The following is a 14767-nucleotide window of genomic DNA, read 5'->3' on the forward strand; positions in this document are numbered from 1 at the left end:
CAGCTCCCCCTCCATATATACAGTTCAAATTAAAAGGCTCTATCGTTGTTATACTTTACAATGAAACATTTTTCAATCTTTCTTGCAAAAAGACATAAAAATTCCTTTTAATGATAGCTTACTTTTATTGAGTAACTTATGCTACAATGTAATGAAGAAGGAGATGATAGCAATGGCTGATCATCAGCTTTGCCCGAAATTTGAAGCCGCATTTGGCATATTAGGAAAACGCTGGACCGGCTTGATTATTCAATCCCTGCTTCAGGGTCCAAGACGGTTTAAGGATATTTCCGAAATGATCCCCGGCATGAGCGACAGAATGTTAGCTGAACGATTTAAAGAATTAGAAACAGAGGGTCTCATCCATAGGCACGTATACCCAGAAACTCCTGTACGAATTGAATATGAGCTGTCAGAAAAGGGAAGAGCACTCCGACCTGTCATGGAGGCCGTTCACAATTGGGGAGAACATTGGGTTAACTGACCCCTGATTTGTACAACACCAAAAAGCCGTTTACTTTGGTTATCCTTCTAGAGCAAGACCAAATGGTCTTCCTCACCGGGACCCCAAAAAAATGGCTTTTTTAATGGCTTTTTTACTTCATATGTAGGTACTAGGAAGCATGCATCTTTTGTAACCGCTTAGATTGACTGCTCATCGCGCAATAAATTAATTGATCCAATTCTATACTCTTATTCACAACTTCAGAATGCGTGAGTTCGTAACCTTTCAAGGTAACCAGCGTATGCAATTCTTGATTGAGAAGGAGTATTTGTTGTTCAATATGAGCAGCAATGTTCATAATAACAGCCTCCCGATAGTGGATTTGTTTCTTTTCTCAATATTTAACTAATTAGTTCTTCATAAGCTTGTCCAAAACAGACTTTTGAGATACATTAAAAAAGTAAGTAATTTATTTTGTCACTATATAAAACATTTGTTAAAATAATGTTGTTATTTATCCTTTTGTATTTGTTAATTTTCTAAATCATTTCTTAACATAGTGAGGAGGGAGCCCATGTCTACCGTCTTACTTATTGAGGACGACCAGAGCATCGCAGATATGATTTCGATTTATTTGTCGGAAGAAGATCATACCGTACATTGGGGTGCAGATGGGCAGCAAGGTACTAAATTATTTAGTACGATAGAACCAGATGTTATCATTTTGGATATTATGCTTCCTGATGCAAATGGCATGGATCTATGTAAAGAATTTCGAACAATTTCGAATGTGCCCATTATGATGATTTCCGCCAAAAGTGAGGTTTCAGAACGAGTAAAGGCATTAATAATAGGAGCAGACGATTATTTATGCAAGCCGTTTAGCATGCGTGAATTGGCGGCAAGAACCAGTGCGCTGCTGCGCAGGTCGGCGATATCGAATCATATGGCTCATTCTGCACCCCCTGCAGAATCTGAGGAAATCGACCCTCAATCCATCAAGATCGATATGGAAAAACGATGTATTTACTTGCTCAATCACCCTGTAGAAACCACATTTTCTGAATTTGAAATTATGAAGCATTTTTGGATGCATCCCGGCAAAGTATTTTCCCGTGAGGAACTGCTGAACAAAATTCGTGGGATTGACACTTTCGTAACCGAACGTACCGTTGATGTACATATTACCAATCTCCGCAAGAAAGTCGAAATTGATCCTAAAGAACCTAAACATATTAAAACGGTCTGGGGGGTTGGTTATAAATTTGAGCATTAAAAAAGCTCCAGTCAGATTGTGCGGCTCGCACAGCCTGACTGGAGCTTTTTATATAAATCACAGTACGGTGAGCATCAGAAATCGAAGTTCACCTTCATTCAGAATGGTCTCTGTCCCGCGTTCGGTCCAAATCCTGCAGAAGCTTGCTCACACCTTCAGGAGTCAACTCAGAGGACTGCTTGAAGCGCAGCAATTGCTCCCTGAGCTCGTTCGCGATAGCCTCGCTATTCTCCTCATCATGTGTGTATTCTGGATCGAACCAGACATAATCCCCATCCGGACCATTTCGTAAAAATGACCTCTTCCATGCTGCCGGATAAGCAAATTCTTGTTCCCCGAATATATAAGCGAGCACATCATCGCTCTCCAAGGGCATAAGCTGATGGAAGGTCTCAACGCCGTTGCTTTCTGGTCCTAAGGCTGCTACCTGCTTATGAAGATAAGCATAATGGAGGTAATGATCCCCTGTCAGCTTATCCTTGGAAATCTCATACAGCTCCAATTCATCTGCACTCAACTGCTTAACGACCTCTAGACGCTCCTGCAGCAGTTCAGAGGGAATTCTTTTCATTTCCTGTAAGGAATGAACCTCGTTCATGGGCAACCCTCCTTAAAGATTCGCTAAAGCGAAACTTACATCGTAAACATTAGCTTTAAGTAAGCTTTAGCGAAATACACTTCATAATCATTATCTTAGTGTTGCGTAAGCATTATTTCAACCTCAAGCTGCGCCGCGGCAGTCTCCATTTAAAAAACACAGAAAGCATCCGCAGAAAAACAATAATGACAAACAAAGCCAGTAAGTGATAGGAACCCTGAAACCATCCTAGACCTATAAACAAGCCAGCCATCATGCCCCATACCGCATAAATTTCGTCCTGCAATACCAGAGGCTTCCGACCTGCTAGAACGTCGCGAATGATCCCGCCGCCAATTCCGGTCATAACAGCTGCAACAACAACAGCACTAATAGGATGATTCATATTGGTTGCATAAATGGCCCCTTGAATCGAGAATGCGGCAAGCCCGATTGCATCGAACAGCGATTCCCACGTTTTCCATCGTCGTATCCAACTGCTGGGAACAATAAATACAAGTGCAGCCGCAATCAAGGCGGTTTTCAGATAAAAGCTTTGTTCCCATAAAGTCGTTACCGGAATACCAATGAGCAAATTACGCACCACACCACCGCCGAATGCTGTAACTAGCGCTAGTACAAACACACCCAAGATATCAAAATCCTCTTCCATAGCTACAACGGCTCCACTAACTGCGAAGGCAACTGTACCTATAACGCTGAATAATTGTAAATTAATCTCCAATAAGTCCATGTCAAAGTATACCCATATCCTTTGCTTTTTGAGCTGCTTCTTTACTGCTTTTGCCTCCGAGCTTACGCAAAATGTTACCCACATGAACTTTAATCGTCCGTATCGAAACTACAAACTTGTCGGCAATTTGTGTTTGTGTGTGCCCTTTTTCAATTAAATCCAGTACCTGAACTTCTGTGGGTGTAAGCAAATCACGCAGCTCCTTCACCCTGACCTCATGCTCCAGATGCTTTAAACGGCGGAATTCCTCGCGCATTTTCTCAGCTACGCTGGGATGGATAGGACTACGGTTCGCATATGCGTTACGTATAGCCTGCGGGATTTCCGCAAAATTCGTTTTGACCATGTAATCGACCGCACCGACCTTGAAGGCCTCGAAAATCAGCTCTTTATCTTCCATTGAAGTTAGCATGATGACCTTGGCTCCTGTGCATTGTACAATTTCTGCCGCTGCCCAAATGCCATCCGGGCTGTCTGACATCATAATATCCATAAGCACCACATCAGCTTCTACCCGCTCCAGCAGCTCGACTCCAGTTTGTCCGGAGGAGGCTTGACCAACCAACTCAAAATCGGCTTCCTTACCCAAATAGCTAGTCAAGCCGCGAAGCCAATCCGGATCGTCTTCTACAATAGCAATGCGTATCCTGCTCAACCTCTACCGCCTCCTTTCCTATTAGAGAAAATGATAAATACCGCTGTACCGGCGCCAGGCTTGCTGTGAATGGACATTGTACCTTTATGTTTATGTATGATGGTGTGGCAATAAGATAGTCCAAGCCCAAAGTTAAGCTTCTTACCGCCCTTCGTCGTGTAGAATGGATCAAAAGCTTGCCTGAGCTGTGATTTGTCCATACCAATACCCGTATCCCTTATTTCAGCCGTCAGGCTCCGTTTCGTTTCGGTCAATTTAACGAGCAGCTTTCCTCCTTGCGGCATTGCTTCTATCGCGTTCATCAGTACATTAGACATGACCTCATCCAGCTGTGCACTGTCTCCCCACATAGCTCCTTCACAGCGTATTTCCTTTACGACCTCGATTTGGTCAAGAGTTGGCTCCAGCGCCATCAGGCAATGTTCCAGGATCTCAGCAATCAGAACCGGCTCTTCATGCAAAATTACATCCTGAGTTTGCCCCTGTATACGATAAATCATATCATAAATATGCTGTGAAGCGTTTAAGATTACATCGACATCATTTTCCAATTGAACAGGATCGGATTGATTGGATTCCGATTTGATCTTTTCACCAAACAGACGAATTTTTCCTACATCGTTTTTTATCGCATGGTTAAGAATCGAGGTACCCGAAGTAATAGCCCTCAGCGTATAATCAAGCTGATGATTGCGAATTGAAATTTGCAGGCCCATAAATCCATAACGAAAGCTGGAGAAAAAAATGACAGCCAGCGTAAATCCGATCAGCCAGGCGTTATAACGCCACCATTCATTATTGCCATACAACGTTGGAAGTATATACAGAGTGAATAAAGCACCAAACATCGTTGGAGCCGCTGCAAGTGTAGTCAGCATACGCAGCTTGCGTAGATAGGAATTCATTTCCTTGGCTGTTGCGTGTATTAATATTATGATCCCCGCAATAATGTAAGGAACTGTCCAGAACATTACGAATCGATAAGGAATCGGGTCGTTACCTACGGGTTCAAACGCAAATGATATCAGCGCAGGCAGAAGCAGTAACCATGAAAGCCATCTTTTCCATTGCCAGCTCGCGTAGTTTGGGTGGTATACGATTGTAAACATCAGGAAGGTATACGGAAGACCGTAGTAGCAAATAATCGACGAGAATCGCTCCATATAACCCATGAGCTGGGAAAGTGATATAGACATCCAGCCCTGCTTGGTCAAATAAGGACTCAACAGCTCATTAATAACAGCGGATAAACCGCCAAAACCGCCAGTGAAGGCAATGCTGGCGATCCACCTTGTTGTAGCTCTCCTAGGATCTGTAACTACTAGAAGCAACCCAATTGTCCACAAGCCTATCAGTACAAACAGCATAAAGATCGGCACATCCGTTCTAAATTATAACGTATAATCTTTTTTCAGCTGCTCCAGCTCTTGTAAGGAGCGTTCTACCCATCTTGCCTGTTCTTCCAATATCCGGATCTCGGTATACAAGGCACGTTCCAAAGAAACCCGATACTCTTGAATTGTTCCATTAAATGGTTTAACAGTATACATAGGCATTAAAGCAATTTCTCCGTCAGATAATGCCCGTCGTTGATGAAAGAAAGGTACATTCGGATCCATCGGATTATGCAAATCACCTTGTGTCGGGTGCTTGATGACAGCTTTAATTTTAACTGCAGCTTTGCCGGAGCTCGAGATCTCGACAATTTCACCGACATACTCTCCGGTTTTATAAGTGGCTGTGACTATCGTTCCAATCTCAAATTGATTACTCATCTCGGTTATCCTCCTTAAATTTCTGCGAAGCTAAGCTAATTTCACCAGCGTTAGATGGATTAGAAGTTAAATCAGAACCACCCGTATTTGATAAGCCTTGCGAGTCCAAGCTCGGTTCGTTACCATTTAAAGCTTTATGAAACCATTGGAGCAAATTGTCTACTCCCTGCATGCGATATCTTTTGTCCGCAATACCATGCTGCTTAAGATGCACGATACAAGGCACACTTTCAATCTTCCAGCTCTGCACAAGCTGTGGACAGAAGTTCACATTACTTTTCACAATAGGAAGACCCGGCATCAGTGTCAAAACAACCTGCAGCATCTTTTCAGTCATTTTACAAGTACCACACCATGGAGTATACAAATATACGAATTGACTCTCGGATAACAAAGTAAGCCTCGTCCGCAGCTGCTGCTCCGTCCATTCCGTCATTTCCATTGCAAAAACTCCTTTCTGGTGGGTAATCTGTTTCTTATTCATTTACTTGTTCGTCCAGGCGCTCAAGGCAGAGGTGTAAATGCTCCAATAGACTTGGAATATCATCAATATGCCGCTCATCCAGCTTTTTAATGAATTTCACTTCCAGCTTCGACTTCATTTGTCTCGGCTGCTGTCCGTATTCCATCATGATGCACTGTGACATTTGCGGCCCGGCCCCCCAGATTTCACTGATCATAGAGGAAGCCTTGGCGCAATCCCGTTCGATATCGGCAATCGGGAATACAAAGCTAAGCTCTAGACTGCAGCCAGGCTGCTGTTTGGAATCGGCGAGCAGCTCTGCAGCTAAATCAGCTACGCTTGCTGTCAGCATGAAGCTGCCTTCAGCCGCACCATCTTGTTTGCGGGCCATGGTCATGGAGAAGCTGCGGGACATAGAGGACAGCTCGACACGATCTGTTCTTCCCAAAATGCGAACGGAATCATTCAAGTCCATATCATAGACAGCACCCTCAAGCACTACCTTTAAATTGTCATAAATCGTTGGGTCAAACATCATATACGCTCCTGTTTCAAGATAAACCAGCTTCCTGTTGGACAAATCCTTACAAAATCAGTACAATTGAATCATCAAGAACAAGGAAGGTGTACCTCATGTCCGACGAAACTCAATCAAACGATTCCGTACAAGAGCCAAAAAAAGTCAGCTTGGCTGACGCCATTAAAAACAAGCTTGCCCAAAAGAAGCAAGAGCAAGCTGATGAAAAAGTGAATGGACAGCTGCGCGGCGGCAACAGTGCCGTAATGAGAAATCAGAACAACAAAAAACCGAATAATCAACGGCGCCGCACAGGCGGCAGTTAAAGAGAAGGATGAGCTATCCAGACAAGCTCATCCTTTTTCTATACTCTCATTTAAACGTACAGCAGTTCACGTTGTTTTTTTACATCTTCACTTTGCAAATATTCATCGTAGGTGGTCATTTTGTCAATCAAGCCATTTGGTGTAATTTCCATGATTCGATTGGCTACCGTTTGGATAAACTGATGGTCATGGGATACAAAAAGCATCGTACCATCAAAATCAACCATACCATTATTCAGAGCTGTAATTGACTCCAAATCCAAGTGGTTTGTCGGCTCATCCAGCAGCAGGACGTTGGCTCCACTCATCATCATTTTGGACAGCATGCAGCGAACCTTTTCTCCCCCGGAAAGCACACTTGCTTTTTTAAGGGCCTCTTCGCCTGAGAACAGCATCCGACCTAGAAATCCGCGAAGATACGATTCATCCTGCTCTTTGGAATATTGGCGAAGCCAGTCAACCAAATTAATGTCTGTGTTAAAATAAGCTGTGTTATCCTTAGGAAAATACGCTTGAGATGTCGTAACTCCCCATGCATATTCCCCAGAATCGGCCTCTACTTCTCCCATCAGGACTTGAAACAGCAGTGATTTGATGTTTCCGTTAGGACCTACAAGTGCAACCTTATCGCCCTTGTTCAAGGTAAAGCTGATGTTATTCAGCTGCAGCTCGCCATCAATCGATTTCGTCAGCTTATCAACAGCAAGCAGCTGCTTACCAGCCTCACGTTCGGGTGAAAACTTAATAAATGGATATTTCCGTGTAGAAGGCTTGATGTCTTCAAAGGTCAGCTTCTCCAGCTGCTTTTTACGTGAAGTAGCCTGCTTCGATTTGGACGCATTGGCGCTAAAGCGTTGGATAAACGCCTCCAGCTCTTTACGTTTCTCATCTGTTTTCTTGTTCGACTCACGGCTCAGCTTCAAAGCCAATTGGCTAGACTCATACCAGAAGTCATAGTTACCGACATAGAGCTGAAGCTTGCTGAAGTCAATATCGGCAATATGCGTACAAACCTGATTCAGGAAATGCCGGTCATGGGATACAACAATTACTGTACCTTCAAATCGGGAAAGGAAGTTTTCCAACCAATTGATCGATTCGATGTCCAAATGGTTCGTCGGCTCATCCAGCAGCAAAATATTGGGATTCCCGAAAAGAGCTTGCGCCAAAAGCACGCGAACTTTCTCGTTACCACTCAAATCCTTCATTTTTTGCTCATGCAGATCCTTATGAATACCCAGTCCGATCAACAGTTCAGCCGCATCCGACTCTGCTTGCCAGCCGTCCAGATCCTGGAATTCACCTTCCAATTCTGCTGCACGCATCCCGTCCTCTTCGGAAAAATCGGCTTTGCTGTACAACGCATTTTTCTCTTCGGTAATTTGAAACAATCTGGCATGACCCATAATGACTGTTCTTAGAACTTCAATTTCATCAAATTCAAAATGATCCTGCTTCAAAACCGCCATACGCTCGCCCGGAGTAATGCTCACTTCTCCTTTGTTAGCGTCCAATTCCCCAGATAAAATTTTCAAAAATGTCGATTTACCTGCGCCATTAGCTCCGATCAATCCATAGCAATTGCCAGGTGTGAACTTGACGTTAACATCCTCAAACAAAGCCCTTTTACCATATCGTAGTGTTACATTAGAAACTGTAATCATCGTATTCCCTACTCTCTTCAATTTGCGATAAAAATAATACCTTGCCATCAAACATAAATTATACCACAAAAACCCTATGCATTCACGCTATTTACCATTAGAAATTTGCTCGACAAGCTCAGATAGCTCCGTCCAGCGGTCCATAGCCTGCTCCATCTGCGCTGTCAACTGCTGCTCCTGCTCATAAAGCTCCTGGATTTTACCGAAATCACTGCCAGCCTGCTCTATGCTCAGTTTGATGTGAGCCAGCTTTTCTTCAAGCGCTGCGATCTTGTCCTCGATCTGATCCCATTCCCGCTGTTCATTAAAGCTAAGCTTACGCGCACGCGTACCCTCTTTGCGATCAGTTCCTGATGAGGACGGAACATTCATATTGGCGGCAGGGACCGTCTTCTGAGATTGCTGCTTGCGTTCATTGGCTACAGCCAGTTCCGCTTCCTTGACTGAAGCCAAATAATCCGAATAATTACCAATAAAACGGTTGATCGCCCCATCCTCGAAAATGAATAGATGATCCGCAGTTCTGTCCAAAAAGTACCTATCATGGGAAACGGTGATAACGGCACCAGGGAAATCCTCCAAATATTCTTCGAGGATGGTCAGTGTCTGGATATCCAGATCGTTGGTAGGCTCATCCAGCAGAAGCACATTAGGCTCACCCATCAGCGTTCGCAATAAGTACAATCTTCGGCGTTCGCCGCCAGATAGCCTGCCAATTGGGGTCCATTGTAAAGCTCCTGGGAATAGGAACCTCTCCAGCATTTGTGACGCTGTAATTGATTCACCGCTAGCTGTGCGGATGACCTCGGCGCCTTCCTTAATGTATTCGATCACCCGCAGCTTCTCGTCCATTTCCACGCTTTCCTGTGTATAGTAAGCAAGCTTAACGGTTGTACCCACTTCGATCGAACCTTCATCCGGTTGCAATCTGCCTGCCAGCATATTGAGCAGTGTCGATTTACCGCTGCCATTGGGACCTATAATGCCAAGGCGATCATCCGGCATGACAATATAGCTGAAATCATGAACCAAGGTCCGTCCCTCAAACGATTTGGTCACATTGTCCAGCTCCATTACCTTCTTGCCAAGACGACTAGCTCCAAGCGCCATATCCATCTGTGTCGAAGGTCCATCCACTTTACGATCACGCAATTCGACAGTCCGATCGATACGTGCTTTTTGCTTGGTCGTGCGCGCTTTTGCACCCCTACGCAGCCAAGCCAGCTCGCGTCGAAGCAAATTTTGTCGCTTATCCTCTTCTGATGCTTCCCGATCAAGACGTTCCGCTTTTTTTTCAAGAAAGGAAGCATAATTGCCTTCGTAGCTGTAAAGCTTGCCTTTGTCCAGCTCGATAATCCGATTCGTTACACGATCAAGAAAATAACGATCATGCGTTACTAGAAGCAGGGCACCTTTCCATTTGGACAAAAATTCTTCCAGCCACTCCACAGTAGAATGATCAATATGATTCGTAGGCTCATCGAGAATTAGCAAATCCGCCGGCTGAATCAAAACTCTTGCCATCGCCACACGCTTTCGCTGTCCGCCTGATAGAAGGCCGACCTTTTGCGAAAAGTTGACAATACCGAGCCTCGTCAGCACGGTTTTGGCAGTTGTGCTGGCCTCCCAGGCATTTAACGTATCCATACGATGTTGAACTGCAAACAGCCGTTCCTGCAGTTTTTCATTTTCAGGCTCGACCTGCAAGGCCTCAAGAGCCACCTCATATTCACGAAGTGTTTGCATCAATGGCGTATCGCCATAAAAAACCTGCTCCAGTACCGTAGACTCCTTATCAAACTGTGGGTTTTGCGGCAAATATTCAGCGCGAAAATGATTCGAATGAGACATTTTTCCCGAATCTACAGGCTCTAAGCCTGCAATGGCTTTTAGCAAGGAGGATTTACCGGTTCCGTTGACACCGACTAATCCAATCCGTTGTCTTTCGTCAATACCAAAGGTTAGATCATCAAATAGTACCTTTTCTCCGTAGCTTTTATGAAAATGCTCAATAGATAATATGTTCAAAACTTACAGCTCCTTTGGTTCTTGAATTGTGCATGGTTCCATGACGTAAGCAGTCAATAAAGCGATAGTACCCATGATTGCCTCACGGTGAGTTCGTTCCATCCCATGAGAGGCATGCACGCCGGGTCCGATCAACGCCGCCCTTATATTACTCCCGCCGCGCAGAGCAGCAGATGCATCTGAGCCATACTGCGGATAAATATCGATAGCATGCTTGATTCCTTCACGCTTGGCAAGCTCGATCAGCTTCGAGGTTATTTGGTAATCGTAGGGGCCTGAGGAATCCTTGGCACATATCGACACATCGAATTCGGTGCAGGTCAGATCCTCACCCATGGCTCCCATATCGACTGCCAGCAGCTCATCTATATCAGGAGGTAAATAAGCTGCACCATGTCCCACCTCTTCATAGGTGCTGATCAGCAGCTTCAGCGTATGTGCAGGTTTCATCTTATTTCTGTGCATCAATTCCAGCAGCCCGAATAGTGCTGCTACTCCAGCTTTATCATCCAAATGACGGGATTTAATGAAACCATTATCCATTGATTTCACCCGCGGGTCAAAGGAAATAAAATCTCCTGTGCTGATTCCAAGCTTTTGTACATCCTCCGCACTGCTCACAGGCTCGTCTAAACGTATTTCCATAGCTGCCTCATCCCGTTTCAGTTCCCGTGCATCGGGGTAAACGTGAACCGAAGGTTTTGTCGTCAGGATCGTCCCTTCATAGGTTCGACCATCTCTGGTGTGGATCTGGCAATATTCATTTTCGACAGCATTCATCATATAACCACCAACCGGTGTTAAACGCAGCATACCGTTCGACTTGATGGATCGAACCATTGCCCCTAAAGTATCCACATGCCCTGACAACCCAATCACACGCGTTGGATCAATACCTGGTACAGTGATCAATCCCGCACCTTTTTTCGTATAGTTCATCGAAAATCCCAGCTTCTTCGCTTCCTGTTCGACAAAATTCATAATTGAAACACAATAGCCGCTTGGACTCGGTGTGTTCAACAGCTGCTCCAGCAGTTGGATCACATAGTTTTGGTTGATTTGTGCTCTCACGTTGTTCGCCCCTTGTTGAATAAACTTGATAGATTTGCGTCATTTCCTGTTTTCATGTAAGCTAACAGATGTATAATTAAAGGAGGAATATCCCAATGTCCGAAGTACTAGCACCAAAAACCTGTACAATTGAACGTCTGGTCACTGTTGAAGAAGATGTCAAGAAAGTGATCAGCGGCGAAAAAACCGCAACTCGCAGAAATGGACGATATGCCGATATCGGTGAGATTATGGAGCTTCAAGGTCATAAGTTTGAGGTTCACAAGGTGTACCAACAAAGTTTAGGCGAATTGACCGATGAAGCAGTTCAAACCGAAGGCTTTGAAAACGTGGAAAGCTACAAAAACCACATTCTTGGCATGCACGCTGGAATGCCTTGGCTTCCACATATGAAAGTATGGGTTCACGAGTTTCGCGCCGTATAAAGCAGCAGATACCAAAAACAGTGTAGTACTCATCTAAATGAATGCTACACTGTTTAATTTATCTTTTCAAGTTTGGAGGCTTCATCTTGTATTTATGGCTCATCTTTATCCACGCCGTTAGTGCTATGGTATCTATCGGTCCCTTTTTCGTGCTTATTCCTATGCTTTCCAAACTTCGTACTGCAGAGGGCGCAGTTTTGAATTCATATCTGGATTCGTTTCATTTTACAGTACGATTATCCAAGCATACGGGCCATGTACTCGTTGCCTCAGGACTGCTCCTGATGTGGCTTGGTGGTTGGCCTTGGAGCACGCCATGGATTGCCGGCACTTTTATTGTTTTATTTGCTTCACTGCTTTTTATGGCTCGTGCCTTTTCTCCAACGATTCGCAAGCTGCGCCAACCGGAGCATGACCGTAAATTACTCGTGAATAAGCTCTCTCGAGCTTTGTATATGTATATGTTTGTCCTGTTCGTTATGTTATGGCTGATGATTATGAAACCGACTCTATGGTGATCTAGAATCCACCAGAGTCGGTTTTTTTGTTATGTACACAATGCTGCTGAATTACGATTCAAAATCAACACAAACACTCGTCCCATTCAGCACTTCTTTCATGTGTTTCTTAACTTCCAGATGCACAGGATGAACATCATATGCAGATAAATCTTCCAAGGAGTCAAATTTTGTAACCAAAGCAATATCATAAGAACGTTCCTGATGCAGGATGTCTAGTCCAACCTCAATGTGTTTGAGAACTGGAATTTGGCCTTCCATGTCGGAAAGTACCTTTGCTGTTGCTTGAATGGATTCAAGACTGCGGTCCTTTAGTTTGAAAAAGACGATATGAGTAATCATAAATTTTCTCCTTTTTACCCTGTTTAGGGTTGATATTACCCTCCCAAACCCTCCCTAGCTGTGAGAGATACTGTTGTGTTCTCTGAACGCTTTTCGTCCCTACGGGACACGCTTGGGTTTGGGTGTTATGGGTGTGTGTTGATATGAGACTTTTTGTGTTCTCGGAGCGCTTTCGTCCCTGTGGGACACGCTTGGGTTTGGGTGTAGTAGGGCGTTGTGCAGCTCATGATGACAGTAAGAGTCCACTTGTTGGGCTCGCTTTTGTCCCTCTGGGACACGCTTAGCACTTTGTGTTGAAGGGAAAGCGTACTGCTGGGTGAGTACTGAGTTTGATAATTACTGCCTACTGCGGCTTCTTACTTATGAGCTAAAGCTTTACTAGACCATTCTTCGACGTCCCATACCTTGGTTACCCAATCTTCGTAGAAATCAGGTTCGTGGCAAACCAACAAAACCGTGCCTTTAAATTCCTTGAGGGCGCGTTTCAACTCATCCTTGGCGGATACGTCCAAATGGTTCGTAGGCTCATCAAATAGAATCCAGTTACTTTCGCGAAGCAGAAGCTTGCACAAGCGAACTTTGGCCTGTTCGCCACCGCTCAACATGCTCATAGGACGCGTGATATGCTCATTTTTCAAGCCGCAGCGAGCAAGAGCACCACGAACTTCATTTTGGTTCATATGGGAAAACTCATTCCATACATCATCGATAGGTGTAAGATTGGCAGCTTTAACCTCTTGCTCAAAATAAGCCGGAAACAAAAAGTCACCACGGTAGGTTTTACCGCCAAAAGCTGGCACTTTGCCAATTATCGTTTTTAACAGTGTTGATTTACCGACACCGTTGCAGCCGACAATAGCGATTTTATCACCACGTTCAATGATCATATTCATTTCGGGGAGCAGCGGTCGATCGTAACCGATAACCAGCTTTTCGCCTTCAAATACGACCTTGCCGCTGGATCTGGCATCCTTAAATTGAAATACAGGCTTGGCTGCAGTTTCCGGACGGTCAATTCGATCTACCTTTTGCAGCTGCTTCTCGCGGCTTTTCGCTCTTCCGGAGGTCGATGCACGAGCCTTGTTACGTTGGATGAAGTCCTCTTGCTTTTTGATATATTCCTTCTGCTTTTCATAAGCATCAAGATGCTGCTGTTTATTCACATCAGCCATCTGCAAAAACTTCTCATAATTAGCAGTATAACGGGTCAGCTTGGAAAATTCCAAATGATATACGATGTTAACGACCTTATTCATAAATTCCGTGTCATGTGAAATCAGCATAAAAGCGTACGGATAATTTTGCAAATAATTCGTTAACCAATCAATATGCTCAACATCCAGATAGTTCGTAGGCTCATCAAGCAGCAGCGCCGTTGGTTGCTCCAGAAGAAGCTTGGCCAATAATACCTTTGTTCTTTGTCCACCGCTAAGCTGTGATACATCACGATCCAGTCCGATAGCATCCAGACCTAATCCATTGGCCATTTCTTCGACTTTTGAATCCAGTAAATAGAAGCCGCTGTTTTCCAAACGGTCCTGGATTTCTCCCATTTGCTCTAACAAAATCTCCAGCTTTTCCGGGTCGGCATCACCCATCTGTTCCGTAATCAGCAGCATTTCTTTTTCCTGCTCGTACAACGATAAAAAAGCATCCTTAAGTACGTCTCGGATTGTTTTGCCGGGAGTCAACTTCGTATGCTGATCCAAATAGCTATAATGAACTCGTGGCGTCCACTCGACTTTCCCCTGATCCTTCAGTAATTGTCCAGTCAATATATTCATCAGCGTAGATTTGCCTACACCATTTGCACCAACAATACCCACATGCTCTCCTGCAAGTAATCGAAACGATACCTCTTTAAATAATACTCGATCACCAAAGCTATGGCTTAAATCTTCTACAGTCAACAAACTCATTGCTCTTCGATT

Annotated in this window: 18 protein-coding genes; 5 read left to right on the forward strand and 13 right to left on the reverse strand. The window is 44.3% G+C overall.

Annotated features, from left to right (window positions below; genetic code table 11):
* Positions 1–172 precede the first annotated feature (172 nt).
* On the forward strand, positions 173–484 hold the full coding sequence (locus BM210_RS21695; RefSeq protein WP_091173382.1) for a winged helix-turn-helix transcriptional regulator: 312 nt from the start codon (positions 173–175) through the stop codon (positions 482–484).
* Between the two features lie 130 nt (positions 485–614).
* On the opposite strand, the gene BM210_RS21700 is transcribed toward BM210_RS21695, so the two are convergent.
* Positions 615–803, reverse strand: a complete 189-nt coding sequence (locus BM210_RS21700; protein WP_091173384.1) for an aspartyl-phosphate phosphatase Spo0E family protein — start codon at positions 801–803, stop codon at positions 615–617.
* Positions 804–1019: 216 nt separating this feature from the next.
* On the opposite strand from BM210_RS21700, the gene BM210_RS21705 reads away from it, so the two are divergent.
* Positions 1020–1721 (forward strand): response regulator transcription factor, encoded by a 702-nt coding sequence (locus tag BM210_RS21705; protein ID WP_091173386.1) that lies wholly within the window; start codon positions 1020–1022, stop codon positions 1719–1721.
* 94 nt (positions 1722–1815) lie between these two features.
* Here BM210_RS21705 and BM210_RS21710 read toward each other — a convergent pair whose 3' ends face one another.
* From BM210_RS21710 to BM210_RS21740, 7 genes are all read right to left on the reverse strand, one after another.
* Positions 1816–2319 (reverse strand): hypothetical protein, encoded by a 504-nt coding sequence (locus tag BM210_RS21710; protein WP_091173388.1) that lies wholly within the window; start codon positions 2317–2319, stop codon positions 1816–1818.
* Positions 2320–2431: 112 nt separating this feature from the next.
* The gene (locus BM210_RS21715) at positions 2432–3052 is read right to left on the reverse strand and encodes a trimeric intracellular cation channel family protein (RefSeq protein ID WP_091173390.1); all 621 of its coding nucleotides are present in this window, start codon (positions 3050–3052) and stop codon (positions 2432–2434) included.
* A 1-nt stretch (position 3053) separates the two neighbouring features.
* Positions 3054–3707, reverse strand: a complete 654-nt coding sequence (locus tag BM210_RS21720; protein ID WP_091173392.1) for a response regulator transcription factor — start codon at positions 3705–3707, stop codon at positions 3054–3056.
* The gene (locus tag BM210_RS21725) at positions 3704–5074 is read right to left on the reverse strand and encodes a sensor histidine kinase (RefSeq protein ID WP_091173395.1); all 1371 of its coding nucleotides are present in this window, start codon (positions 5072–5074) and stop codon (positions 3704–3706) included. Before BM210_RS21725 ends, BM210_RS21720 begins: the two co-directional genes overlap by 4 nt.
* A gap of 24 nt (positions 5075–5098) precedes the next feature.
* Positions 5099–5482, reverse strand: coding sequence for a sporulation phosphorelay system protein KapB (gene kapB / locus BM210_RS21730; RefSeq protein ID WP_091173397.1), 384 nt, complete (start codon positions 5480–5482; stop codon positions 5099–5101).
* Positions 5475–5924, reverse strand: a complete 450-nt coding sequence (locus BM210_RS21735; RefSeq protein WP_177237935.1) for a thioredoxin family protein — start codon at positions 5922–5924, stop codon at positions 5475–5477. Before BM210_RS21735 ends, kapB begins: the two co-directional genes overlap by 8 nt.
* 34 nt (positions 5925–5958) lie before the next feature.
* Positions 5959–6483, reverse strand: coding sequence for a hypothetical protein (locus BM210_RS21740; protein WP_143101077.1), 525 nt, complete (start codon positions 6481–6483; stop codon positions 5959–5961).
* A 95-nt stretch (positions 6484–6578) separates the two neighbouring features.
* On the opposite strand from BM210_RS21740, the gene BM210_RS21745 reads away from it, so the two are divergent.
* Positions 6579–6788, forward strand: coding sequence for a hypothetical protein (locus BM210_RS21745; protein WP_091173403.1), 210 nt, complete (start codon positions 6579–6581; stop codon positions 6786–6788).
* A gap of 50 nt (positions 6789–6838) precedes the next feature.
* Here the strand turns inward: BM210_RS21745 and BM210_RS21750 are convergent, their stop codons facing one another.
* The 3 genes from BM210_RS21750 to BM210_RS21760 form a co-directional block, all read right to left on the reverse strand.
* Positions 6839–8452 carry an ABC-F family ATP-binding cassette domain-containing protein gene (locus BM210_RS21750; RefSeq protein WP_091173406.1) on the reverse strand — a complete coding sequence of 538 codons (1614 nt, stop codon included), beginning with the start codon at positions 8450–8452 and terminating at the stop codon, positions 6839–6841.
* An 87-nt stretch (positions 8453–8539) separates the two neighbouring features.
* The gene (locus tag BM210_RS21755; RefSeq protein WP_091173408.1) at positions 8540–10480 is read right to left on the reverse strand and encodes an ABC-F family ATP-binding cassette domain-containing protein; all 1941 of its coding nucleotides are present in this window, start codon (positions 10478–10480) and stop codon (positions 8540–8542) included.
* 3 nt (positions 10481–10483) lie between these two features.
* Positions 10484–11551, reverse strand: coding sequence for a M42 family metallopeptidase (locus BM210_RS21760; protein ID WP_091173411.1), 1068 nt, complete (start codon positions 11549–11551; stop codon positions 10484–10486).
* Positions 11552–11646: 95 nt separating this feature from the next.
* Here BM210_RS21760 and BM210_RS21765 point away from each other — a divergent pair, with 95 nt between their 5' ends.
* Together BM210_RS21765 and BM210_RS21770 are read left to right on the forward strand one after the other, a co-directional pair.
* Entirely contained in the window at positions 11647–11976 is a 330-nt protein-coding gene (locus BM210_RS21765; protein WP_076228557.1) for an ASCH domain-containing protein, read from the forward strand.
* 41 nt (positions 11977–12017) lie between these two features.
* Positions 12018–12494, forward strand: a complete 477-nt coding sequence (locus BM210_RS21770) for a DUF2269 family protein (protein WP_091173413.1) — start codon at positions 12018–12020, stop codon at positions 12492–12494.
* A gap of 51 nt (positions 12495–12545) precedes the next feature.
* Here BM210_RS21770 and BM210_RS21775 read toward each other — a convergent pair whose 3' ends face one another.
* Both BM210_RS21775 and BM210_RS21780 read right to left on the reverse strand, forming a co-directional pair.
* Positions 12546–12836 (reverse strand): Dabb family protein, encoded by a 291-nt coding sequence (locus BM210_RS21775; RefSeq protein WP_091173415.1) that lies wholly within the window; start codon positions 12834–12836, stop codon positions 12546–12548.
* Positions 12837–13192: 356 nt separating this feature from the next.
* A complete protein-coding gene (locus tag BM210_RS21780; RefSeq protein WP_091173417.1) occupies positions 13193–14755 on the reverse strand; it encodes an ABC-F family ATP-binding cassette domain-containing protein in 1563 nt (520 codons plus the stop codon).
* Positions 14756–14767 lie beyond the last annotated feature (12 nt).

The organism is Paenibacillus sp. 1_12 (assembly GCF_900114475.1).
Classification (GTDB): domain Bacteria; phylum Bacillota; class Bacilli; order Paenibacillales; family NBRC-103111; genus Paenibacillus_S.